This is a genomic window from Campylobacter pinnipediorum subsp. caledonicus, assembly GCF_002022005.1.
GTDB classification, from domain to species: Bacteria; Campylobacterota; Campylobacteria; order Campylobacterales; family Campylobacteraceae; genus Campylobacter_A; species Campylobacter_A caledonicus.
Map to the genome: position 1 here is coordinate 620,062 of NZ_CP017258.1, position 24,327 is coordinate 644,388.

General features: G+C 26.3%; 27 protein-coding genes, 4 tRNA genes and 1 pseudogene. 10 read left to right on the forward strand and 22 right to left on the reverse strand.

What is annotated here, in order from left to right; genetic code table 11:
- Positions 1–3: 3 nt before the first annotated feature.
- A tRNA-Arg gene (locus tag CPIN18021_RS03210) sits at positions 4–80 on the reverse strand.
- Between the two features lie 154 nt (positions 81–234).
- Between CPIN18021_RS03210 and CPIN18021_RS08985 the strand changes: the two genes are divergently transcribed.
- From CPIN18021_RS08985 to nikR, 3 genes and pseudogenes are all read left to right on the forward strand, one after another.
- Positions 235–405 (forward strand): hypothetical protein, encoded by a 171-nt coding sequence (locus tag CPIN18021_RS08985; RefSeq protein WP_193431652.1) that lies wholly within the window; start codon positions 235–237, stop codon positions 403–405.
- Between the two features lie 3 nt (positions 406–408).
- Positions 409–2,622 (forward strand): carbamoyltransferase HypF, encoded by a 2,214-nt coding sequence (gene hypF, locus CPIN18021_RS03215; RefSeq protein WP_078424385.1) that lies wholly within the window; start codon positions 409–411, stop codon positions 2,620–2,622.
- A 9-nt stretch (positions 2,623–2,631) separates the two neighbouring features.
- Positions 2,632–3,046 (forward strand): annotated as a pseudogene (nikR, locus tag CPIN18021_RS03220) (nickel-responsive transcriptional regulator NikR).
- A gap of 2 nt (positions 3,047–3,048) precedes the next feature.
- On the opposite strand, the gene CPIN18021_RS03225 reads toward nikR, so the two are convergent.
- A complete protein-coding gene (locus CPIN18021_RS03225; RefSeq protein ID WP_078423119.1) occupies positions 3,049–3,402 on the reverse strand; it encodes a nitrous oxide-stimulated promoter family protein in 354 nt (117 codons plus the stop codon).
- A 651-nt stretch (positions 3,403–4,053) separates the two neighbouring features.
- On the opposite strand from CPIN18021_RS03225, the gene CPIN18021_RS03230 reads away from it, so the two are divergent.
- Complete coding sequence (locus CPIN18021_RS03230; RefSeq protein ID WP_078423121.1) at positions 4,054–4,824, forward strand: class I SAM-dependent methyltransferase; 771 nt, start codon at positions 4,054–4,056, stop codon at positions 4,822–4,824.
- A gap of 410 nt (positions 4,825–5,234) precedes the next feature.
- Here CPIN18021_RS03230 and kdsB read toward each other — a convergent pair whose 3' ends face one another.
- From kdsB to CPIN18021_RS03255, 5 genes are read right to left on the reverse strand one after another with little or no spacing between them, the layout of a single operon-like run.
- The gene (gene kdsB / locus CPIN18021_RS03235) at positions 5,235–5,945 is read right to left on the reverse strand and encodes a 3-deoxy-manno-octulosonate cytidylyltransferase (protein ID WP_078423122.1); all 711 of its coding nucleotides are present in this window, start codon (positions 5,943–5,945) and stop codon (positions 5,235–5,237) included.
- A complete protein-coding gene (thrC, locus tag CPIN18021_RS03240; RefSeq protein WP_078423123.1) occupies positions 5,942–7,402 on the reverse strand; it encodes a threonine synthase in 1,461 nt (486 codons plus the stop codon). The genes kdsB and thrC overlap by 4 nt, the downstream gene beginning before the upstream one ends.
- Before the next feature lie 33 nt (positions 7,403–7,435).
- Positions 7,436–8,350, reverse strand: coding sequence for a tetraacyldisaccharide 4'-kinase (locus CPIN18021_RS03245; RefSeq protein WP_089503408.1), 915 nt, complete (start codon positions 8,348–8,350; stop codon positions 7,436–7,438).
- On the reverse strand, positions 8,340–9,470 hold the full coding sequence (locus tag CPIN18021_RS03250; RefSeq protein WP_078424387.1) for a DegT/DnrJ/EryC1/StrS family aminotransferase: 1,131 nt from the start codon (positions 9,468–9,470) through the stop codon (positions 8,340–8,342). The genes CPIN18021_RS03245 and CPIN18021_RS03250 overlap by 11 nt, the downstream gene beginning before the upstream one ends.
- A 9-nt stretch (positions 9,471–9,479) precedes the next feature.
- The gene (locus CPIN18021_RS03255; RefSeq protein ID WP_078424388.1) at positions 9,480–10,244 is read right to left on the reverse strand and encodes an NAD+ synthase; all 765 of its coding nucleotides are present in this window, start codon (positions 10,242–10,244) and stop codon (positions 9,480–9,482) included.
- Positions 10,245–10,378: 134 nt separating this feature from the next.
- Between CPIN18021_RS03255 and CPIN18021_RS03260 the strand changes: the two genes are divergently transcribed.
- The 3 genes from CPIN18021_RS03260 to CPIN18021_RS03270 all read left to right on the forward strand — a co-directional run bounded on the left by CPIN18021_RS03260 (position 10,379) and on the right by CPIN18021_RS03270 (position 11,201).
- Positions 10,379–10,978 (forward strand): MBL fold metallo-hydrolase, encoded by a 600-nt coding sequence (locus CPIN18021_RS03260; RefSeq protein WP_078424389.1) that lies wholly within the window; start codon positions 10,379–10,381, stop codon positions 10,976–10,978.
- A gap of 65 nt (positions 10,979–11,043) precedes the next feature.
- Positions 11,044–11,118, forward strand: a tRNA-Gln gene (locus CPIN18021_RS03265).
- An 8-nt stretch (positions 11,119–11,126) separates the two neighbouring features.
- Positions 11,127–11,201: transfer RNA gene (locus CPIN18021_RS03270), tRNA-Met, on the forward strand.
- 94 nt (positions 11,202–11,295) lie between these two features.
- Here the strand turns inward: CPIN18021_RS03270 and CPIN18021_RS03275 are convergent.
- From CPIN18021_RS03275 to CPIN18021_RS03310, 10 genes are all read right to left on the reverse strand, one after another.
- A complete protein-coding gene (locus CPIN18021_RS03275) occupies positions 11,296–12,165 on the reverse strand; it encodes a tyrosine-type recombinase/integrase (RefSeq protein ID WP_078423128.1) in 870 nt (289 codons plus the stop codon).
- Positions 12,155–12,616: a hypothetical protein gene (locus CPIN18021_RS08990; protein ID WP_180375111.1), complete on the reverse strand. Its 462-nt coding sequence runs from the start codon at positions 12,614–12,616 to the stop codon at positions 12,155–12,157. Before CPIN18021_RS08990 ends, CPIN18021_RS03275 begins: the two co-directional genes overlap by 11 nt.
- Positions 12,586–13,482 carry a rolling circle replication-associated protein gene (locus tag CPIN18021_RS03280; protein WP_180375110.1) on the reverse strand — a complete coding sequence of 299 codons (897 nt, stop codon included), beginning with the start codon at positions 13,480–13,482 and terminating at the stop codon, positions 12,586–12,588. Before CPIN18021_RS03280 ends, CPIN18021_RS08990 begins: the two co-directional genes overlap by 31 nt.
- Before the next feature lie 260 nt (positions 13,483–13,742).
- The gene (locus CPIN18021_RS03285; protein ID WP_078423130.1) at positions 13,743–14,873 is read right to left on the reverse strand and encodes a type II secretion system protein GspD; all 1,131 of its coding nucleotides are present in this window, start codon (positions 14,871–14,873) and stop codon (positions 13,743–13,745) included.
- Positions 14,836–15,957 (reverse strand): zonular occludens toxin domain-containing protein, encoded by a 1,122-nt coding sequence (locus tag CPIN18021_RS03290; RefSeq protein WP_078424390.1) that lies wholly within the window; start codon positions 15,955–15,957, stop codon positions 14,836–14,838. Before CPIN18021_RS03290 ends, CPIN18021_RS03285 begins: the two co-directional genes overlap by 38 nt.
- A gap of 3 nt (positions 15,958–15,960) precedes the next feature.
- On the reverse strand, positions 15,961–16,359 hold the full coding sequence (locus CPIN18021_RS03295) for a fatty acid synthesis protein (RefSeq protein ID WP_157888041.1): 399 nt from the start codon (positions 16,357–16,359) through the stop codon (positions 15,961–15,963).
- A gap of 30 nt (positions 16,360–16,389) precedes the next feature.
- A complete protein-coding gene (locus CPIN18021_RS03300; RefSeq protein ID WP_078424392.1) occupies positions 16,390–17,511 on the reverse strand; it encodes a hypothetical protein in 1,122 nt (373 codons plus the stop codon).
- A gap of 416 nt (positions 17,512–17,927) precedes the next feature.
- Entirely contained in the window at positions 17,928–18,056 is a 129-nt protein-coding gene (locus CPIN18021_RS09115; RefSeq protein WP_257617017.1) for a hypothetical protein, read from the reverse strand.
- 69 nt (positions 18,057–18,125) lie between these two features.
- Positions 18,126–18,335 (reverse strand): hypothetical protein, encoded by a 210-nt coding sequence (locus CPIN18021_RS03305; RefSeq protein ID WP_078424393.1) that lies wholly within the window; start codon positions 18,333–18,335, stop codon positions 18,126–18,128.
- Between the two features lie 96 nt (positions 18,336–18,431).
- Entirely contained in the window at positions 18,432–18,827 is a 396-nt protein-coding gene (locus CPIN18021_RS03310; RefSeq protein WP_078423135.1) for a hypothetical protein, read from the reverse strand.
- Between the two features lie 220 nt (positions 18,828–19,047).
- On the opposite strand from CPIN18021_RS03310, the gene CPIN18021_RS03315 reads away from it, so the two are divergent.
- Together CPIN18021_RS03315 and CPIN18021_RS03320 are read left to right on the forward strand one after the other, a co-directional pair.
- The gene (locus CPIN18021_RS03315; RefSeq protein ID WP_069637210.1) at positions 19,048–19,281 is read left to right on the forward strand and encodes a histidine kinase; all 234 of its coding nucleotides are present in this window, start codon (positions 19,048–19,050) and stop codon (positions 19,279–19,281) included.
- Positions 19,278–19,808, forward strand: coding sequence for a restriction endonuclease (locus CPIN18021_RS03320; RefSeq protein ID WP_078423136.1), 531 nt, complete (start codon positions 19,278–19,280; stop codon positions 19,806–19,808). Before CPIN18021_RS03315 ends, CPIN18021_RS03320 begins: the two co-directional genes overlap by 4 nt.
- Positions 19,809–19,819: 11 nt before the next feature.
- Here the strand turns inward: CPIN18021_RS03320 and CPIN18021_RS03325 are convergent, their stop codons facing one another.
- The 5 genes from CPIN18021_RS03325 to CPIN18021_RS03345 all read right to left on the reverse strand — a co-directional run bounded on the left by CPIN18021_RS03325 (position 19,820) and on the right by CPIN18021_RS03345 (position 23,369).
- A complete protein-coding gene (locus CPIN18021_RS03325) occupies positions 19,820–20,101 on the reverse strand; it encodes a type II toxin-antitoxin system YafQ family toxin (protein WP_078423137.1) in 282 nt (93 codons plus the stop codon).
- Positions 20,094–20,297: a hypothetical protein gene (locus CPIN18021_RS03330; RefSeq protein WP_078387530.1), complete on the reverse strand. Its 204-nt coding sequence runs from the start codon at positions 20,295–20,297 to the stop codon at positions 20,094–20,096. Before CPIN18021_RS03330 ends, CPIN18021_RS03325 begins: the two co-directional genes overlap by 8 nt.
- Before the next feature lie 391 nt (positions 20,298–20,688).
- Positions 20,689–21,819: a tRNA pseudouridine(13) synthase TruD gene (truD, locus tag CPIN18021_RS03335; RefSeq protein ID WP_226996003.1), complete on the reverse strand. Its 1,131-nt coding sequence runs from the start codon at positions 21,817–21,819 to the stop codon at positions 20,689–20,691.
- Entirely contained in the window at positions 21,788–22,609 is an 822-nt protein-coding gene (locus CPIN18021_RS03340) for a thiamine-phosphate kinase (protein ID WP_078423139.1), read from the reverse strand. Before CPIN18021_RS03340 ends, truD begins: the two co-directional genes overlap by 32 nt.
- A gap of 1 nt (position 22,610) precedes the next feature.
- Complete coding sequence (locus tag CPIN18021_RS03345; protein ID WP_078424395.1) at positions 22,611–23,369, reverse strand: TSUP family transporter; 759 nt, start codon at positions 23,367–23,369, stop codon at positions 22,611–22,613.
- Positions 23,370–23,617: 248 nt separating this feature from the next.
- Between CPIN18021_RS03345 and CPIN18021_RS03350 the strand changes: the two genes are divergently transcribed.
- A tRNA-Asn gene (locus CPIN18021_RS03350) sits at positions 23,618–23,692 on the forward strand.
- Positions 23,693–24,327 lie beyond the last annotated feature (635 nt).

Here is a 24,327-nt window from a genome sequence, read left to right on the forward strand (position 1 = left end):
AAATGGTGCGCCCGAGAGGATTCGAACCTCTGGCCTTTTGAACCGCAATCAAATGCTCTATCCAGCTGAGCTACGAGCGCAAGAAGTTTAAAGTAAAATACTTATTTTAGATTTGTGATTTTATCAAAATATCCTTAAATTAAACATAGTTTGAATAAATTTATACTTTTTTTAGTGATAACTTGTTAATCTTTAGAGTAAAAATAAATTTAAAAATAATTAAAAAGGATAAAGATGAATAATTTTTTTGACAGCTTAAAAGAGATAAAAAAAGATATGGTAAAAGAGCAAAAATCGACTCAATCAAAAACAATAACAAAAGAAGATGTGATAGCAAAAAAAGAAAAAAAACTAAGAGATGATTTCTTGGCGTATATAAAAGATTGCAATATAAAGAAGATTTAAATCTTGATTCAATCATATAAATTTGAAATTTCCGGCCTAGTTCAAGGTGTTGGATTTAGACCTTTTGTGTATTCATTGGCAATCAAACACAACCTTTTTGGCAATGTATACAACGATGATAGTGGTGTAAAAATCAGTATTTACGGAGATGAAAATAATATAAATTTTTTTGAAAAAGATCTGGTCAAAAAACTACCTCCGCTTGCTAGAATTGATGATATAAAAAAATACAAAATAGATGAAAAATTTGATAAATTTGAAATCATAGAATCTAAACAAGCAAAAAAAATATCACCAATACTTCCTGATTTTGCACTTTGTAAAGATTGTGAAAGAGAATTTTTTGATCCAACAAATCACAGATTTAACTATCCGTTTATAAATTGCACAAACTGTGGCCCTAGATTTAGTATAATACAATCATTACCATATGACAGAAAAAACACAACAATGAGCGTATTTAAAATGTGTAAAACTTGTGAAAGTGAATATACAAACCCTTTAGACAGAAGATATCACGCACAGCCAATTTCTTGCCCCGATTGTGGGCCTAGGTTAATGCTAAAAGATAAAGATAAAAATATATTATCTATAGATGAAAAAGCTATAAAAACAGCATGTGATCTAATAAATAATGGAAAAATACTTGCCATAAAAGGTCTTGGTGGATTTCATTTAGTTTGCAATGCATTTGATGAAAATGTAGTTAATAAATTAAGAGAGAAAAAACATAGGCCTCATAAACCATTTGCGATAATGTCAAAAAATATAGGCTCGGCAAAACAAAATGCTCATATATCAAAAGATGAAGAAGAGCTTTTAACATCAAATTTAAAGCCAATAGTTCTTCTAAAAACAAAAAATGAAACAAAAATAGCAAAAAGTGTAGCTCCAAATTTAAACAAAATAGGATTAATGCTTCCATTTAGCGGAATTCATCTAGCTCTTTTTAAGTATCTAAAATGCGATATAATAGCAACTAGTGCAAATATGTCATCACAACCAGTTATATACAAAGAAGATCAGCTATTAAATTCCTTATCAGATGTTATTGATTTTTATTTAGATCACGATAGAGAGATATTTTTTCCAAGTGATGATAGTATAGGATTTGTAAACAATAAAAAAACATTTTTTATAAGAACATCAAGAGGACTTAATCCAAATTTTATAAGCACAAACTCAAACAAAAAAGGAGTTTTTTTAGCACTTGGAGCTGAGCTTAAAAATCAATTTGCTATATACAACAACGGAACTATAATCATAAGCCCATATATAGGTGATCTGAAAAATGTAGCAACCTTTGATAGATTTTTAGATGTCTTAAACTTATTTCAAAGTACATATGAGCTTAAATTTGATGAAGTTATAGCTGACTTACACCCTCAATTTTTGAACTTAAAATATGCTAAGTCAAAACAATACAAAATAACGCAAATTCAACACCATTATGCACATTTGCTTAGTGTTATTCTTGAAAATAATCTATCTTTGGATAAAAAATATCTTGGATTTTGTTTTGATGGAACTGGTTTTGGGGATGATGGTAAGATTTGGGGTGGCGAAGTTTTTGAAATAAATGGCAAAAATTACAATAGACTCTATCATTTTGATGAATTTTTATTGCTAGGTGGAGAAAGTAGCATAAAAAATATACATAAATTAGCACTTAGCGTGATATTTAAATACGATATAGAAGTTGAAGCTAGAGAATTTCTAGATCAATTTGATAGCAAAACTATAAAAAATTTAAAACTAATATCAAAAAATAATCAATCATCAATAAAAACAAGCTCTCTTGGTAGGATATTTGATGCTTTTGCTTGTATAGTGCTTGGTATAAATAATATAAGTTATGAAGCACAAACTGGAATGGAGCTTGAAAAATTTTATGATGAAAATTTAGATTTTAGCTATGAATTTAAATTAGATGATGGTATTATAAATTTTAAAGATGCTTTCCTGGGTGCTTTAAAAGATGACAAGATAAAAGCTTCAACTGGATTTATAAACGGAGTAGCAAACTTAATGTGTAAAATAGCAATAAAAGAAGATTTGGAGGTTATTTTTTCTGGTGGTGTTTTTCAAAATAGCATACTTTTAAATGCAATTCATAATAAATTCAAACATCATAATATAAAATACTATGAAAATTCAAAATTTTGTTCCAATGATTCAAATATATGCTTAGGACAAATTCAATATCTCTTAATATAAAGGATAACAATGGATGAAATTATAAGATTTAGTGTATCTTTGCCAAAACCTCTATTAAACGAATTAGATAATAGAATAGAAGAAAAAGGGTATGTGTCAAGAAGTGAGTTTATAAGAGATATGATTAGAGAAAAAATGGTTCAAGATAGCTGGAACAATGAAAAAAAATACGTTAATTGGTGTTTTAACACTAATATACGAACATCATCATAGCGATCTTGTTTTAAGAATGTTAGAACTTCAACACGATGCTGATATAGAAATAATTTGCACAACACATATACACCTTAACCATGAAAATTGCCTTGAAACACTAGTACTAAAAGGTAGGGGAAAAAAAATAAAAAAATTTTGTGATAGAATTGGTGGTCTAAAAGGTGTAAAGCTATGTGAACTTACCAAAACAGCAGTAACACATAGCTAATATTAGTCTCTAAATATAAGTCTTTTTATCTTATTTAGCCCCAATTTCATACCGCTATATCTCATTATTTTAGCCATTTGTTTCCAAATAGGTAATTCATAGCATGGGTGTGGACATTTGTGGCATCTTGGTTTTTCTATATGTGGACACCTTTTTAGTCTTTCATAGGCATAATTCGTAATTTGCATACATTCATCACATAAACAAACATCCATATTTAGCATATTATTTTCACCATTAAAATCTACAGAAATACTCCTTTGTGTTTTTTTATCATCTTTATGTTTATCATCACAATAAAGCTGAATAAATTTTGTTACAGTTTGTATTTCACTTTTAAATTTATCTTTTGTCATTTTTCTATATCTTTACTTTTTTATTTAACATAAATATAACAAAAAAAATATATAAATTCATTAAGATAAATCAAGAAAATAACAAAAAAAAATAATTATTTTAATATTTTTTCGTTGCGATTTAAAAATTATAGAATACAATTAGACCTAATTGTATACAAAAGTAAAAAAATCGCTTTAAGAATAGTGTTTTATTGCTTATTGTATTTATTATTTTTTAAGTTTAATTTGTTTGTAATAAATCCTATAAAAGTATAGAAGCTGGCTGAAATATCATAGATATGGTAGTAGAAAAAGACTTGCTTACCGTATGAACCGATTATATAAATATTTTTATAATACAAAACAACAAGCAAAAACAAATCATAGATAAAACAAATAAATATGCTAAATGGCCAAAAAAGCACATTAATAGCATATTTTTTACTGATAAGTATAATTTAGCAAGATGAGTTGTAATAAAGATGAAGTTAGATAAACAAATAAAAGAACTTTAGTTAAGAAATGAAATTCTAAAATGCTAAACGATGACACAATAAAAGCCGAAAGTATAGACTATAAAGATGATTTAAAGAATAAACTTTAAATTCTTAAATTGAATTTTTATAAAAATATATTAGAATATACAAAATTATAAATTAGGAACAAAAAATGCAGCAAGACAATTTAGAATTTTGGAAAAATCAAGCACTTAAATATAAAAATAACATAAAAGCTGTAAATTTTGATTCAAATTCGGAAGAACTTGAGAAATTATTTTTAGAAAAATACATTCCAGACAATAAAATTGTTTGTGATTTTGGTTGTGGAAATGGTTTAAACATCATAAATCTGGCTAAACAAAGACCAAATTCTACATTTTATGGAATAGACGCTGTAAAAGAAATGATAGAAAATGCAAACAGTCAAATACAATCTTTGCAAAATATAAAATTCTTAAATTTATCTGCAACAGATAATTTGTCTGATAAACTTCAAATAAAATTTGATATTATCATAAGTAAAAGATTGTTGATAAATTTAAAAGGTGATTTAAAATATAAAGCTATAAATAATATATATAAATGTTTAAAGCAAGATGGTACATATATTATGGTGGAAGCTTTTATAGAGCCGCTAGAAAAAATAAATAAATTAAGAGCAGCTTTGAATCTTGAACCAATTCAAGTACATCATTTCAATGAATATCTAAAAAATGAATTTTTAGATGATATAAAAGACAAATTTAAGATCAAAGAAATTTGTGATTTTAATAGTATTTATTATTTTATATCTAGAGTTTTAAATGCTGCAAACTCAAGTCCCAACAATCCATCTTATGATAGTAAATTAAATCAAATAGCATTAGCTTTATCAAAAACAGAAAATTTAAAGATAGATGGGTTGTCTCCAGAAATTATGTATATTTTTAAAAAACTATAATATAGATAAAAATAAAAAATTTCTTATTTTTAAAGTTATTTTAATATTTACCATTTAAACAAAAAGAATATGCATAAATTTAAAATTACGTACAAAACTTATGCTTATCATGGTTTTTGCTATGTATTATTGTCGCATTATCAATTTTGTATTTTAAAGAATATTACAACATATATAAACAAGCTAAGATTTTACCAAAAAATATTTATTAAGTTTCATGTATTTATTAAATACAAATAAAGCGTAGAATTAGATTAAACTTTGTAAAATCTAACAAATTCATTAGAAATTTTAATCATAACAAGCGACAACAATAAAATTTAAAAAGAACTTGTCAATATAGCTGAGGTATAAAAAGTGTTCACGCTACACTAAATTCAAATCTAAATAAATTTAAAGTGAGAGTTTAGTTATCTAAACTCATTTAATGCTTTTTGCAAATCCTCTTTACTGTCTATTCCTATACTTTTACTGCTAACTTCTAGCATTAGTATTTTTTTGCCATTTTCAAGAACTCTTAATTGCTCTAATTTTTCTAGGTTTTCAAGCGTGGAATAAGAAAGGTTGCAAAATTCATTCAAACTTTTAACGCTATATCCATAAATTCCAAGATGGGCTTTATAGGTAGCCATCAGATCGGATCTATTAAAAGGAATACAAGAGCGAGAAAAATAAAGAGCATATCCATCTTTATCTGTCACAACTTTTACTAAATTTGAATCATCTACATTTTCTTTATCTATTTTTTTATAACAAGAAAACATAAAAGCATTATTTTGATTTTTTGTGCAAAAAGTCTTAAAATTTTGTATAACCTCTGTTTCTATAAATGGCTCATCGGCTTGAACATTAATAATTATCTCATCATCCTTAAGGCCTAAAATCTCAGTAGCTTGTCTTATTCTATCTGTTCCGCTTTGATGATTTAAGTCAGTTAAAACAGCTTTTATGTTGTATTGTTTTGCTATTTGAAGAACTTTTTCATCATCAACAGCAACAACCACATCATCACATTCACTAACAGCCTTTGCCGTGGCAACAAACATAGGAACCCCGTTTATAGGGGTTATTATTTTTTCAGGAAACCTTGTTGATTTTAATCTTGCTGGAATGATAATCATTGTTTTATCCAAGATAAAATTTCATCTTTTACGCTGTCTTTTTCAACTATATCAGGGTGTAAATTCTTAGCATTGAATAACTTTTTTATGCTTTTTGGAATTTCTTGATCTAGTTTTTTGGCAAGTTTTTTAAGTCCTTGTTTCTCATCTTTGCTTTGCATATCACAAGCTTTTAGCATACTAGGTGCAAATTTTACCCAATGTGCTGTTGATGTTACTATGTTTATGCTTTTATCATCTATCATTTTAAAGCAAGTAGCAGTATGCGGGTCTATAGCATAGCCTTTTTTAACCCATTTTTTTATAAATTTCTCACACTCTTTGTCAGTGCAAAAATCAGCCACAAAATCCTCTTGTAATTTTGCAAGTTCGCTCTTTTTGAGTTTATAAAATTTGTTTTTACTCAAATCTTTCATAAGCTCTCTTGTCCTAACGGCTCCAAATTTATCAAACAATAGTCTTTCTATATTTGAACTAATCAAAATATCCATCGCAGGACTTATAGTTTTTGCTAATTTTTTATCTCTTAAATCATATTTTCCGGTATTAAAAAATTCTGTCAAAATTTTATTTTTATTTGATGCTATTTTTATTTTTCCTATTTTAGCACCCATTTTTTTTGCATAATAAGCACCCAAAGCATTTCCAAAATTTCCACTTGGAACAATGATGTCAATACTTTGATTTTCATCTATAACCTTATCTTTTAAAAGCTTTGCGTAAGTATAAGCATGATAAATAATTTGAAACATTATGCGACCAAAATTTACAGAATTTGCAGCACTTAGATTTAGACTTTCTCTTTTAAGTTCGGCTTTAAACCCATCATCAGCTAAAAGAGTTTTTAGTGTATTTTGGGCATCATCAAAATCACCTTTTATACCTATCACTTTTAAATTTTCACCTTTCATACAAACCATCTGAAGTCTTTGAACTTCACTTGTTCCATCGGCTGGATATATGCAAACGACCTTTATATTTTCAGTATTTGCAAATGTGTTTAGTGTTGCAGGCCCTGTATCGCCGCTCGTAGCACACATAATCAGATATTTTTCATCTTTTTGTTTAGCCAGGGAGCTTAAAACTTCACCAAATGGAGCAAGAGCCATATCTTTAAAAGCACGAGTAGGTCCGTGATATAGCTCATTTACATATATATTTTTATCTATTTTTTTTAGTTCAACTGGGTTTTTTGGATCATCAAAGCTTCTATATCTTTTTAAAGCTTTTTTTAAAATATCTTTTTTAATATCAAACTTAAATAATTTTAAAATTTCTAATGCAAATTTTTCATATTTCAAATCAGCCAATTCACTCCAAAGTTCTTGTGAAATACAAGGAAATTTTTTTGGTGCATAAAGACCACCATATTTACTACTAGGTGATAATAATGCCTGAGTAAGCTCTACTTTTTTTAGATTTTCATCTTTTTTTGCTCTTGTTTGGACTAATTTCATATGCTACCTTTTGTATAGTTATATTTATTTTAATTATAAAATTTTTGAGTTTATAAGCTCTTTAAACTCACCACTAAGTCTTACTTGTAGTTTTATCAATGACACATTAAGACCAAAATCTTTAATCTTTACAAAATCTTTATTTGTAACCAAAATAGATGTTGCATTATGCTCTTTTATGATTTTTAACAACTCATCTTTTTTGAAGCTATAATGGTCTGGAAAATAGTAATATCCCACACACATTTTTTTAAATTCATCAAGTCTATTTGGATTTGCTATAGCTGAAATCAAAACCATTCTTTGAGTAGGATCTATTATCTTTGTGCTTTTAAAATAAGAGATATCTTCTTTGGCTATAAAATCAGCAAATTTATAAAAATAAAAAGGATATCTATAAGCCCCACTAGGTATACAAACATCAAAAAATGGTTTTTGCTTTGGTTTTATGAGAATATTAAATTTTTTTATATGAAATTTACCAAAACCATCATCTAAAAGTATATATTTTGCACCGAGCTCTTTTGCTTTTTGTATAGCAATGTTTCTATTTTCGCTAACGATTACATTGGCGTTTTTGACATTTGTTGCATACTCCATAGCCTCATCGCCGCTAGTTAAGACATCAGTTAAAATATCTCCGTTTATACAAACGCAAACAAGCCCGCTACTCTGTCTTTTATAGCCCCTTAGAATTATAAAACCATCTTTAAATTCATTCGCTATAGCCATACAAAGGGGGGTTTTGCCGCTACCACCAAGGGTTATGTTTCCTATGCTTATTATAGGTATTTGAAAATCTATCTCTTTTGAAAATTTTTTTTTAAAATAGACTGCAAAAGTATATAAAATAGTTATCGGAATTAAAAAAAATGATAAAATTTTATCAAAAATATTTGGGTGATAAAAATATCTTTGCACCCAAATATTTAACTTATTAAACACGATTTTTTGCTATCTCTTTGATTTTATCGCAAATATAATATATCTCTTCTTCTGTTAATGCACCATATATAGGCAAAGATAGTATTTGCTGATAATTTTTAAGAGCATTAGGAAAAGCATTAACTTTAAGCCCATATTTACTTTTATAGTATGTCAACAAATGAATAGGCACATAGTGAAGCGATGTGTGAATTCCATTTTCTAACAATTCTTTAGCGAACCCATCGCGATTTTTATCAACTTTTATTATGTATTGATTATAAATATGGTCTCGTTTTTTTACTGGTAAACTTATATGTGGGCAATCTTTCAATTCTTCATCATAAATAGCCGCTATCTCTTGTCTTTTTTTGGCAAAAGCTTCATGTTTTTTAAACTGAGCAAATGCAAAAGTACCATTTAATGTAGTAAGGTCATACTTTAAACCTATATCAACAACATCGTATATGTAGCCCATGTTTCCACTTTTATCAAGCCCACTAACCATCGCATAATTTCTTAAAAGTTGTGCTTTTTTTGCAATTTCATCATTATTTGTTACCATAAAACCCGCTGCTGCAGTTGGATTTATGGTTTGAGAATGAATCTGAAAACAAGTAAAAAGTGATTTTTTGGCACCTATTTTTTCACCTTTATAAGTAAGCCCAACAGCTCTATTTGCATCTTCTAAAATATGAACATCATATTTTTTTGCAATCTCTTCTATCTCATCCATCATAGCAGCTTGACCTGCTACATGATTTACAAAAATACCTTTAAGTTTTTTATGATTATTCTTTTTCAAAGACTCTTCTAAAGCTTGTGGATTTATAGTAAAATCATCTTCATTTATGTCAACAAATATAGGCTCAGCATCAAAATATCTAATAGCTTGCGCTACGCTTGGAAAAGCATTAACCGAGCATATAAACTTATCTCCGCGTTTAACTTCCATAGCGCTCAATGCAAGATGGTGTGTTGCTGCATTATTTATAGTTGTGATGGCATATTTTACATCAAATGTTTTTCTTAAAGATGCTTCAAAATCATCAATAATGTTAGTATTTTGATCGCTTAAAGCTTTTTTTATCATATCTAGCTCTTCATTATCCATAGATGGTTTATAAAATAAAATTTCCTGCATAATAATTCCTTAAATTTCTGCTATTTTAGGCATTTGTCTTTTAAATTTGTTTCGGTTTATTCTAGATAAAACATTATCTATCAACTCTTTGTTTTTAAACTTTTCATACAACAAATCGTAGTTGTCGCCATTTTTTTCTATAAAAAATAGAACCTCATCTAGTATTTTATAACTATACCCTAAATCACTTTCATCGCTTTGACCATGCCACAAATCAGCACTGGGTGCTTTATTTATAATTTTTTCATCAATTTCTAGAAATCTTGCGAATTCAAAAATCTCAGTTTTATAAAGCTCACCTATTGGATTTAAAGCACACGCCAAATCACCATATATTGTTCCATAGCCAAGCATTAATTCACTTTTATTGCTGGTTCCAACAACAAGTGAGTTTAGTAATGCTGAGCGATGATATAAAATGCTCATTCTTATTCTAGCACTTAAATTTCCCATTGAATATTTATCAAGTTTACCAGATAAAGTTTCTTCAAAATTATTTAATATATTTTGTATATTTATAATTTTATATTTTATATTTAAGTCTGAGCATAATTTTATGCCATCTTTTAAATTTTCATCATTAGAAAAATAAGTAGGCAATAAAAATGCATTTACATTTTCTGGATTTGATATCTTACAAAGTTTGGCTACCACTGCTGAATCTATACCACCGCTAATACCAACAACAAAACCTTTGCAGGTTGATTTTTCTAAATATTTACTAAGAAATTTAACTAAAGTATTTTGAACTTGCTTGTAATCTTTTTTATCCATAAAAATATATCTTTCTATTTTTAATACCTAAACTAGAAAATAATTTGTAATTATACTAACTTATTTATAAAAGTTTCTTTTAAAAGATAAATTGATATAATAATTATCAATATTTATTTATACCAAAGGATTACATGGTAGTTTTTCTTAAGCAATTTGGCCCATATCAAACAAATTGTTATATATTAAAAGACAATAATAAGGAAATTATAATAGATCCTGGTGAAGGTTCTTATAGCTGGGTTATGGATAACGTCAAAGATCCTCGTGCTATACTATTAACACATGGTCATTTTGATCATATTTATGATGCAACTGTTTTAAAAAGAGAGCTTAAAATACCTATTTTTATACACAAATTAGATGCATTTATGCTAAGAAGCGATAAAGATTTTTGTGGATATGAGTGTTGTGAAGCTGATTTTATGATAGATGAAGGCGAATATAATTTTGGAGGCTTTAAGTTTAAATTTCTACATTTTCCAGGCCATACACCAGGATGTTGCATGATACAGATAGAAAATTTAATGTTTAGCGGAGATTTTTTATTTAAAGAAAGTGTTGGTAGATGGGATTTTGAATACTCAAGTAGAAGCGATATGCTAAAAAGTCTGATAAAAAGCAAAAATTTGCAAGGAAATTTTAATATGTATCCTGGTCATGGGTCAGCAACAACATGGGAAAAAGAGAAAGAAAATATAGATGTTTATATAAGATATGTTCAAAAAAGCTAAAAACTTTGAAAATGTCTTGACAAATACAAAAAAAAATAATATAATCACAACTTCAATTTTATTATTGGGGTATCGCCAAGCGGTAAGGCAACTGGTTTTGGTCCAGTCATTCAGAGGTTCGAATCCTCTTACCCCATCCACCTCATATCGCGGAGTAGAGCAGTGGTAGCTCGTCGGGCTCATAACCCGAAGGTCGGCAGTTCAAATCTGTCCTCCGCAACCAAATACCGATTTTATCGTATCAAACTAGCACTTTTTTAAATACTTAATTATTTCTTAAAGCTTTTTCAATTAAAATTAATACTTTTTATTATCTTTTAAATAACTGAATTAATTAAATTTTCTATTGTTTCACTTGATTTTTCAATTTTATTAGTTATATATCTTTGCGTTGTTGTTATATTTGTATGTCCTAATGTAAAAGATACCTGTTCTATTGGTAATTTTAAATGATTAATTGAATAACTTGCAACTAAATGTCTTATATCATGAAGCCTAATTTTGGGTAAATTATTGCTTTTAAGTAATGTTTTCCAGCTTCTTCGCAAATCCTGATATTTATTATTTGTATTTGGATTAATAAAAACATAACTATCAAGCTTATTATTTTTCTTAGCTTCAATGTATCTTTTATATAATCTATTGTATAAATCTTCACTCATTTTATATATCATATCTTTTTTAGCTTTGTTTATCTTATAAGGTATTGTATATGTTTTATTTTTTAAATTTACATCATCCCATTTTAAAGATAAAACTTCGTTCTTCCTTCTTCCATGTAAAAGAAAAAAGAATATATCGCAAGTTTCATTATTATTTAATACAATAGCTTTTATTATCTTCTTTTGTGTTGATATACTATAGTCAAAATATATTTTATTGTCAAATTTTGGAAGCTCTACAAAGTCGCAAGGATTTTTCTCAATTAATTCCATTTTGATAGCAAATTTAAAAATAACTCTTAATTTAACAAGTATGTTTTTAATAGTTTTAATCTTATATTCTTGTTTAATCAATGAATTACAAAATAATTGTATATCTATAAATTTTATATCTCTTACATCTCTTAAGCCTAAATCATTGCGGAAATGTTTATTATATGTAGCTACATCACTTCTTAAAGTTGAATAGCTTAATATGCACTCATAAAAACTTACATAAGTATCAAATAATTTATTAAAATTCATAACTTCTTAAATCTCTTATAATAAAGTCTTCAATCAAAGGATTATTTAAATCGTGTTTTTTATCATTATTTGATACAAAGCTCATATCTCTATCGATTAATAAATTCTCTGTATATGCTAAATGCTGTAAATTACAATTTTCTTTGTCTAAACTTTCATAATATGATATTAACTCAAAATCTTTTTTTCTACTTAAAGGCTTGTTTTTATTATAGTTTGCTAAATATCTCTTTCTTTGGGCTTGTCTTGATAAGTGATTTATTGTTACATCTACTGAATCTGGTAATTTAATTCTTAAATTCTCTTTTTTCTTTTCTTGTTTTTCAAAGTCATAAGAGTTTATAAGATTATCTTTTATATAATGCTCGAGTCTTCCATTTAGATAGATAAGCTCTTCTTTGTTTCTTGGAATTTTTATATTTATATAATCGTCTTCCTTGTTCCACTCCAAAAAAAATTATCATCATTTTTCATATCGTTTAGATGATGAAAATCCTTGAAAGTAGATATAAAATTTATCTTTCTATATACCCACAAAGGAACTTTTGTTCTTGATGTTATAAATCTTCTTACTTTATGCTTTACATACCAACAAGAAAGTTCATCAAGTTTATCGGTTTTATCGACATTTATAAAAGTCTTTTGAATATATTTCATAACATAACCACTAGCATTATAAATACTTGTTTGAAAACCATTGATTTCATTATTCATAATTTGCTCTTTAGTTATAGCATTTTTTCTTAAGTTCTGTGGAGCATAGAATATATCACGATATATTTTTAACATAAAATCAAAATTGTTTTTATCTGTATAAAATAAGGCATGTATATGTGGAACTCCATCGCTTTTATGTGGTTCAAAACATCGTATATAAGAACTTTGCGAACCTTTAAATTTCTTCCTAAATCGCATTATAAATAAATTCCATTGATGATTTAAAACTTTAATCAAATCATTAATTGTTAATGTAGCTTGGTTTTTAGCTTTATATTTTACATCATAAGGCAAGTATTTATAATCCTTAGCCTTAAACCTTGAATAATCACCTTTTAAAGCATCCCTAAAGCAACCATTAAGAGTTATGGTTAAAAATACAGGGCTTAAGAGATTATCATTTGATAAGCTATATATCGTATTTACTCGGTTTGTAACTTCAGCATAATACTTAGATGAGAAATTAGCAGACATTGATATATCAAAAAGAGATTTAATCTCGCCTAGATTATTTACAAATTGATGATTTAATAAATAACTTCTTTGATTATCCATTTTTGACTGGCAAAATTTCAAATCGTTATCAGTAACACCAAACATTTAAATCCTTCCTATCTTAAAAGTAAGAGTTTTTTATTAAATTGACAAGAAGCCCCACTTGCTTACTCGCGAAGCTCGTTCGCAAGTTGGGGCTTACGCCGGAAAAAACAAAACAACCCAAAAAGCTAAAATAAGCAAAAAACACATATTTTTAGTTTTTAGGCTAGGGGTTTGATTTAAGTGTTTTAAAGTTTAGACTTATTATGCAAACCCCTATTAGGATACTATTAGGGGGATTTATCCCCCTAATAGTATCCTAATTAAATAATTTCAATACTAACAGTCAAAACACTTTTAACATCCTTTTCTTGTTCTACTGAAAACAAATATTTTAAAAGCCAAATATCTTTTAATATAGGTATTCCATTACGATATTTATTAGAAGTTGTTTTATTTATTCCACTAAGGACTAAAACATCGCCTTTTTTTAAAAAATATGAGCTTTTAAGCTCTTTTTTTGATGTGATAGGTGTATTAGTATCATTTAATAAATCTTCTAATACCAAGGACAAATCAACCTTAATAACATCTTTTAGGAATATGGGTTTTAAACTTATCTTTAGTCCAACATCTTTATACTGAAATGATGAAGTAGTAGAACTTTGAGCGTTTGTTACTTCGCTTTGTGAAGTTAGATAAGGAATTGTTTTAACAGAGCTAAAAAATACATCATTATCATTATAAGCTGTTAAAAAAGGACTTGAAATAATCTTAGTAATACCATTTTCATCAAGGAAATTTAAAACACCAAAATAAGCAGAAGAATTATCTTTTATAATGTTTGAATTACTCATATATGGAGCAGTTAAAAGATTTACATATAGTTTTAAATCTCCGTGATTAAGTGGCTTTAAAATTGAAGTTAAATCAGTTCCACGATTATATAAATCGTTAAGATTTGTTTCAGTAATAACGATTTTAAAAGTTGCAGACTTTGGCAAAACATCATAATCTTTTATACTTTGTTTTATTTGTTTGTATGTAAAATCATCAGACCTAAAATATAAAGTATTGTTGTGAGTGCTAAAAGTAGAGTTTATATCATAAAGACTTAAAATTTTAGAAACATCATCAGGAATAAAATTATTAAATTTTATCTGTTTTAAGTCTTTTTTTAATTGCTCTTTGTCTGTAACAATATATAAATCATCTACAAAATCAATATATAAATTCTTGCTAGATAAAATCTTTTTAAACTCATCTAAACTAAGCTTATCATTATCGCCATTAAAAACAAAATGATAACTTGATACATCAATTTCACTATCAGAAATAATTCTAACATTGTTATATTTAGAAGTTAAAAACATTAAATCAAGTAGATTTATATATGTATTTATAGCATGTGAAAAACTACTTAAACAAAGAAGTATTAGTATAATCTTTTTCATCTTTAGAACCTTTATTAATAGAATTTAAAACATCAAACACGGGGCTTTTAAAAGCAAAAAAATAGTTTGTAAAACTTCCAATTTTAAAAGAAGTAAAATATAAAGCAGAATTGCGAGAAATAATAAATTCTAAAAATGATTTAGGAAACTCAATATCACTTTTTTTAATGAAACAATTAGAATCAATACAAGTAATATTATATAAATATAAATTTTCTAAATCATTATCAGATTTATTATATTTTTTTATTATCTTATTTTTGGAGTTATTAGATAAATTATAATTTTTTGTATCTATGTTGTTTATAGTTTTAATATCATTTGTATTATTTTTATTTGTGTCATCTGTCATACTATAAATAACAAAATAAAAAATAATAACTAAAACAAAAAGTAAAAATAATGATATTGAAAAGAATTTTTTTATTAAAGATGATTGATTTTTGATTTTTCCACTATGATATAAATTAAATACATCTTTAGAAAAATCAATATTTATTTTTCTATACTCATCTTTTGCATAGAGCTTATAAGAGCCATAAAGAATATATCTTAATTTATTTGTAAAAACTCTTTTAGAACTATCAACAGCTTTATAAAAAAATTCAGCAATTCTTTTATATTCTGGATTTATTAAACTTAAATCTTGAGTAATTAAATAGATTTCTTGGCTTAAATGTCTGTGATATGTTAGCCACCAAATCAAAACTTCATCTTTTTTATTTTTAAAAAAGTTATGTGCTTCATCAAGAATAATTAATACTTTAAATAAATTATATTGCTTTGCTATTTCTATTAAGTGCTTATCGCCTTTTTTATCTAAATAGCAAGCATATAAAATAGAAATATCATCATAAAACTTATCAAATTCAAAAGGTTTAAATCTATTATCTAAATCAAATTTAAAACCATCAATATTTGTATAACAAAAATAAAATTCATCTTGTTTTTTAGTTTCTTTCTTGTCTTTTTTAAATTTATAAAAAAATGATTTTTCTGGTTGTTTTAAAAAGGTTTCGTATATGCGATTAACAGCATAGTAAGTTTTACCACTACCGGGATTACCAATAATATACGAAATCATTATTTATAACTTTGATATAAATAATGTTTCTAATGTTTCCCTTATATTTTTTAAAACTACTATGCTTATTTTTAAGGAATAAACACTAAAAAATATTAAAAATATAGGCGAAAAAACAGAATAAACATCAACGAAAGCAGACCAAATACCAAAAGACTTTAAAACACTTATAAAATAACTTATTAAACTATCATTTGAATAAGAAAAATTATTAATAAAATTAATAATAAAATTAACTTTTGTATAAATAAATTCTATAACCTTATATAATAAATAAAAATAACTAAGTAAAGCAGTAGTTAAAAGCAAATTTATAGTTAACATCTTAGCAAATGTAAGAGATTTTAAAGCTATAGAAGCTATGTCAAAACCTTTTTTAAAAGTAAAAAATTCAAATATCATCATAAAAAAAATTAAGCATAACAAAACCCTTTAAAAGCTAAAGATAAATAATTTAATACAAATCATAAGAAACATGATAAAAAAGAAAATATAAAAAATTTTATAGATTAAAGGACTAACATCAGATAAAAAATTACATAAATCAATCTTTATAACTTGATTTTTAAAACCCAAGGGGACATTAAAAGATTTGGGACAACTATCAGGTATTGAAGATTTTTCTAATTGATTTAAACCATTTGTATCAAACAAATTTCTTAATTTATCAAGGTTTTTTAAATAATCATCAAATTTAGTGCTAACTTCATCTATGTCTTTTTTTACTTCATTAGTAAAATTATTATTAGCAGAATTTAAATCTGTATAATCTAATTTTTCACCAAAATTTACATCATCATCTTTACCTTCTTCATTGCCATTACCATTAACATGGTTATTTATAATATTATTACCGCTGGGTTTACCATTTGGGTCAGTTCTTTTCCCATCTTTTGGACTGTCAGACTTACCATTAGAGTCAGTTCCTTTCCCATCCTTTGGACTGTCAGACTTACCATTAGAGTCAGTTCTTTTCCCATCCTTTGGGCTATCCGGAGAAGTGGATTCATTATTTGGTTTATCTGTGGAAATATCAGGAGTGTCAGATTCAATATTTGGTTTACTTTCTTTTATTGGTCCATTTGGTTTACTTTTATCAGGTGTAAAATCTAACTCATTGTCTTTTTTTGGCTTTTTTGGTTTATCTTCTTTGTCTTCTTCTGGTATCTCTTTAAATCTTATTTCTTGACCATTAGCACAGTTAGTATCAATAAAACCACCCCAAGGAAGATAAGTACAAGCATAAGATTTAATATCAGCATTATATTGACAACTTTTATCGGTAGACTTAGACCAAGAAGAGCCTAAACCAGTGCATATACAATTAGCTATATTATCAAAGCCACGAACAGAAGAACAATCGATACAAGACTCATCAGGAAAACCAAATTTATTTAAATCTTCATCGGTGCAATCTTTGTAACATCTATCAGATTCAATGTCATAACTGTAACCATATTCACAAGGATTAATACCAACATCAGGAATATCATCATCAGCAAAAGAAAAAGAAAAAGCAAATAATAAAAATAATATTATTCTTATAGTTTTCATTTTTACATCTTTTTAGTTAATAAAGATAATCCAGCAATAATAGGAAAACAAAAAATCAAAAAATAGTAAAATATTGAAAAGAAATAATCAAAACTTGCTATATTAGTAACAGATACAACCATTTAGAACTCACTTATAAAAGAAATTACAAACGATTAACTTATATAAAACGAAAGATGATACATCCACGACTAACGCGCTATCGCTTGTTGGTGCAAAGTTTTTTTTAAACTAATTAATTAGTTTAAAAACTCTACTTTGCACTGAAAAAACAAAAAACATTTATTAACAAATAAATAAATTAAATACGAGATAGTAAAACAAGAACAATCAAGCAAAGTATAAAGCCACAAAGTGAACCACTAAGAGCCATTAAAAAATTATATTGTTGTTCGTTTATGCCTAAATCATACATTTTATTTACTTCTTAATAAATCAATAGCTAAAACAACAGATTTAACAACAACAAAAGCCGTTAAAATGATAGATAAAAGAATATTGATATTAATTATAAAATCTTTAACATCTATAAAGCTATATTCCATTACTACTTAACCTTTAATTTTTAAATACTCCCCTTACAGTAAAAGCAAGGGGTTTTATATAGGGAGTTATTATCCCCTTAAAAGGCGAAGACCTGTTTTAACAGCATAAACAACACCTAAAGCTGTAATAACAACACCCGCAACACCGTAAAATGTAGCCATTTCGACAGAACCACTCACGGCACCATCCGAATCCATAGTAACAGCAGCAGCTGCAGAATTAGCAGCAATAAGAGAAACAGAACCAAGAGCGAACAATTTTGATTTAAAATTTTTCATTTCAAACCCCTTTCATAGATAAATTTTTATTTTTAGTAGCTACTTGATAAAACATTTGATTTAAACACTTTATTAAGTAGCTACATATAAAATAAATTATTTAGCTTTTTTATCTTCTTTAAATTCTGTTTTAGTAATAGAAATATTATCGCTTAAAAAAGTATCGTAAGGCGTTATAATTTTTATAACTTTGCTATCGTTAGGTAAACTACCAGCAAAATGTAAAACTTCGCCTTTTTTAATTCTATCTTTTATTGATTTAGCAACTTTTCCGGCAGTTTCATTGTCAGGACATTCAATCTTAAAAGTTGCAATTTGTAAACTATCATCTATATTATCTGTTTTAGAGTTTTCAACTTCATAAACATTCTGTGAAATTAATCTAACACTTGGAGAATAGTCATTGCCCTCAAAAGAACCGCTCGCAGAGCTTCGAACAAGAGCAAACTTAACAGAGTAAGAAACCGTAAATTCTTCTTTTAAAATTTCCATCGTAAAACCTTTTAAATAAATTTTTTGTGTAGAACTTTTTAAAAAATCTCTCCCTAAAGGTTCTACAGCAAAAGAGAGAGATAAACAGTTTAAAGACTTGCTTAGGTCTTATCCAAAATTTTGATATAATAAAATCAATTTTTGAATAATTCAAAAGCGTTATAGGAATTATTACAAAAATAAACTTAATAATAAATTAAAATAGGTGAATAATTCAAAAATGGATAAAAAAGAAATAGCAAAAATAATAAAAAAAGACATAACAACATTATATAATTGGGAAAAGAGAAACCCAGAATTATACAAAGCTGTATATGAATATTTTAACGGGATACAGCTAACAGAAGATGAAAAAAAAATAATTGAATTATTCAATAAATTGAATAATAAAGAAAAAGAGTATTATGTATCAGAGATAACAGCAAGAATTTTAAAAAAGGAAATAGACAAATGAAATCATTAATAACAAAATTAAAAAGCTTTTTTGACACAAAAGAAGAAACAAAAAAAGATGAAATAATAGAGCAAGTAAAAAAAATCAGAGAAGAAAAAGAATTAAATGAATTTAAAGAAGAAGAAAACCAAAAACCAAAAGAAAACAGATACCAAAAGGGTAGAAAATACGAATTATATATTAAAAATTTCTTTGAAAAAAAAGAATATAAAGTATATCCAAAAGGCTATATTGAAAAAAGAAAAGATAGCGGTATAGATTTAATAGCTTATAAAAATAATGAGATGGCATTAATACAATGCAAAAACTGGACTAATCCACCAAAGCAAAAAGAATTAAAAGTATTTGTAATAAATTGCGATTTATATATAAATCAAAATAAAGATAAAATAAAAGATAAAACAATTAGAAAGCTTTTTATAACTTCAAATAGCAAACAAGATTATGGTGTAAAATGCTTTTTAGAAGAATATAACAAGCAAAATGATATAAAAATAGAATATATAATTATAAACATGGAAGATTAAAAAAATTAGTATTAATATTTTTTAAAAAGTTTAGAATGGGAGCCAATACGAGCTAATTCTACAATATTATTATTTATTCTGTAAATTACAACACAATCAGACTTTAAATGACAATCAAAAAAACCTTTATAATCGCCTTTTAAAGAATGATTTTTATAAATAACAGGAAGTGAAATTTTATCTACAAGCTTTAAATGTTCTAAAAAATCAATAAGTAAATCATCATCAAAACCTTGTTTTTTAAGATTTTTATAGTCTGATTTAAATTTATTTGAAAATTTAATCTCAATCATTTAAAGCTTTCATAATGCAATCAACATTTTGAAAAGATTTTGATAAATTTTTACCATCTTCAATATCTTTTATAACTTTCAATGTTTCATTATTAGGCTCATATTCTTCATAAAGCTCAACATCTCTATTTAAAGGCAAAAGAGATTTAATAACATTTAAAAAATCTTGATTAACATTAGTTAGTGTAATAGTCATTTTTTAATCCTTTAAATTTTTTAATATAAAATATTATACAATAAATTATATAATTATCAATATATAATAAAAATTTTACTCATAACCCGAAGGTCAGTAGTTCAAATCTACTCTCCGCAACCAAATACCGATTTTATAGTATCAAACTAACAGTTTTTTGTTACTTAATCATTTCTTAAAATTAATCAATTAAAATTCATACTTTTTTACTATTTTTTACATAACCGAATTAATTAAATTTTCTATTGTTTCACTTGATTTTTCAATTTTATTTGCAATGCGTTTCGTGTTTAGCTATAAGGCCATTTTTATATAAAATATATACAAACACTTTTTAGCGTTTGTATATAAGGCAATAAATTTAAAAATATTGATAAAAATCAGATTTTAATCACTCCATAATGTCTTTATGCAGCACTTCTTCTAAAACAACTGTAGCATAAGAGCCTTTTTGTAGTCCAAAACTTATACTATATTGCGCTGTTTCTTCATTATATTTATAGCTTAAGTTTTCAACATAGCTCCAAGAAAATCTTCTACCACCATTCATTTTTGACTCAAATTCAAAAGCTTGTTTGTAAATTTCATTTTCTATTTCATTTGCCAGACCAACAGATTTGTAAGCCTTAGAACCAATCAAAAGACCACAACTTGTCAAATCTCTTTTTAAAAATCTCTCAAGTTCATTGTCTAAATCTTCACACAAAAAGCATTTTCCAAAAGGATAGTGACCAAGAACTTCGCCTGGTAATAGTTTAAAAAATTGTTTTTGGGATTTTAGTTTCTTTACAATATCTTTATTAAATTTATAGATATCGCATATTTCTTTCTCACTGAAATCATTTACAAACCTTGAAATTTCAACTCTTTTACTAACATATTTATTAAATAGTTCACTTTGATATGCAGAAACTAAAAAATCTTTCATTTTTGGATTTTTGATTTTTTTACCATTAACCGTTCCATGTTGTAAAAGCTCAAGACCACTTTGAGAATTATCTTGAAATTTGCCAAAACGTTGATATCCAAAATAATTTGCAAAACCATTTTTATCTATACTATTTAAAATTTCATTTAACTTCAAAGCATCACTTGGCATTACTTTTTTAAGTCTTATAAAAAAACTATTTCCTTTTAAATGCCCTATTTTTAATTTATTTTTATGATAATTAACACTTAAAATTTTCATTTTATCATGTGAAAAATTGCTTAAATTGCTCTCAAATTTTTTTGGTAATGTAATAAATTGAGTTGTCATTCCTTGCTTATCTTTTAGTCCAGCATAGCCAAAATCACGCATCTTAGCACCAGTTACTTCACTTAAAATTTGCAAAGCTTGTTGGGTGTTTAAATCCTTTTTTTGAATTTGAATAAGTAGATGTTCCCCATCTCCACTTGGTTCATAAAGCGGTATTTCCCTTACTACAAAATCATCTGAGTTTTTTGAAAAATGCACATTTATAGGTGAATGTGTTAAATAATAAAGTGGCTTAAAAGTGGTGTTTTCTTGCATTTGATTTATATCTTCCTTTCGTTGCTTTTGCAAATATCGTTATTTTAGTTCTTGTTTGTTTTGAAATTTGTCTAATCTTTTTAAGATTTTTAGCAGAAAAACTAAATAAAATTTCATATTCTTCTCCGCTTTTAATCTGTAAAGTGTTTAATTTTTTTATAAATTTAACACCCTTTCTTGAAGCTAAGCATAATTTTTCCAAATCAAGCCCAAGTCCATCGCTTATATCCATTGAAGAGTTTATAAACTTTGATGCTTTGTAAAAAAACTTATCTTTTAACATTGGCTTTACAAATCTACTTTTTTTGCTTATACTTCCTTTGTTTAAAAGTGCTCTTAAACCCTTAAGACTATCGCCTAAACTACCAGTAAATGCCAAAAAATCATTAGTTTGTAAATTTTTTCTAAAAATAGGTTTATTTTTAAGTTCTCCGATAAGAGTTAGGCTAATAAAAATTTTATCACTAGCTATCGTATCCCCGCCGATAATCTTAACACCATATTCCTTACAAGCTATATTTATGCCGTTGCTTATTGATTTTATATCATCTGAACTTGTATTTTTTGGTATTCCAAGCCCCAAAAGAGCATATTTTGGCAAAGCATTCATAACAATTATATCTGAAATATTTACCGTCATGGACTTATAACCAATTTGTTCTAAACTAAGCCAATGTTTTAAAAAATGAGTGCCTTCCACAAACAGATCTTTTGCATAGACAAAATTGCCAACAACAGCGCCATCATCGCCTATAAATTCATTGTTAAAACAACTTATCGCAAAAGCTTCTTTGTCCATATTATTTAAAAAAATCCCATAAAAGTTTTAAAATAGTAAAAGCGACTACACTTAGAAAGACAAATCTTATAAATTTAATCTCTTTTTTGATAACTAAATTTGAACCAAAATAAGCACCTATGATAGCAGCCACACCCATCAACACACCAACAAACCATAAAATATTTCCACTTAAAATAAATATAAAAAGGCTTACTATGTTGCTCGTAAAGTTAAAAATTTTCGTATTCGCTACTGCTTTTTTGATATTTAGCCCAAGCAAAGCAACCATTGAAAATGTCCAAAAAGAGCCGGTCCCAGGACCAAAAAATCCATCATAAAAACCAAGCAATAAACCAAAACAAATATAAAAAACCTTTGGATCAATTTTTGATTTTCTATCTTGTTCTGTTATATTTGGTGAAAAAATAGTATAAACAAAAATAGATATAAGCAAAAATGGAACTATTATTTTTAGTATATCGGTATTTAAAAATAGTATTGTTTTTGCACCTATACATGCTCCAACAAATGTAAAAAATATGCATATAAAAACTTCTTTAAAATTTATCATACCTTTTAGTGTAAAGTTCAAACTCGCTGTAAAAGAGCCAAAACTTCCTTGTAATTTATTTGTAGCTAAAGCAGTATGAGGGTCTATGCCAAAAGCCATCAAAAGAGGGACTATTATAAGTCCTCCTCCGCCGGCGATAGCATCTATAAAACCTCCAACAAAGGCACCAATAAAAAAAACACAATAAACTAAAAAATCAAATTCCATAAAAACAACTCCCAAACAAGTTTTTACGATAAATATTAAGTAAATATGATACCAAAATTATTTTAAAAATTAGTTTTTAAAATGCATTTTATATCAAAATAACAAAAAAACACCCAACCACTATGGAGTTGATTTTGAAGAAAAATTACCAAATTTAATAAAAAATTGTAATTTTGTAAAAATTTAAATTTATTTTTATTGACAAAAAAAGATTTTTTTAATATAATCACAGCTCATTTTTATTATATTCCGGATTAGCTCAGCGGTAGAGTAGGTGACTGTTAATCACTTGGTCGCTGGTTCGAATCCAGCATCCGGAGCCACTTATGTTTAAAAACTATTTTCAAATCTCCATTTTACCTACGCTTTAAAAGGATTATATTTTCAACAAATTTGCTTTTTTCTTTCCTCTTTGTTCCGAAAATTTTTATCTTTTACAATAAATTCTAAGATGTTATAAATTCCTATAAATTATAAAAAATATTTTTAGGTGTGTAGATTTTATATAAAAATATATATTTGTTAATGTTTTATTGTGAATTAAATATATAAATTTTTTAAGTAATTTTATATATTTTTTATTATTTTTCTTATTTTTTGTTTTTTTTAAATTTATTTCTTTTAATTGTCTATATTGTATTTAAATTTGATAAATGTTGCCTAGCTTTTTGAAATATACATAAGAAAACTACTAATCTTGAATTTTTAAGATGGTTGATGGATTTAAGGTTTAAAAAATTTTATCAAGAAAAATCATACCAGATACATAGATGACAAATCATAAAAAACAAAAAAATATTAGTCTTTGATGCCAAATATAAAAATATGAATTAGTTGACGGTGAGCTAATATATCCACTTTAGCAAGGGAATAATAGTGATAATTGGTTTAGAGATATCAAGACTAAAATTATAATGGATGGTATAGAAATATTGGACGATAAAAACAAAGAAGATGA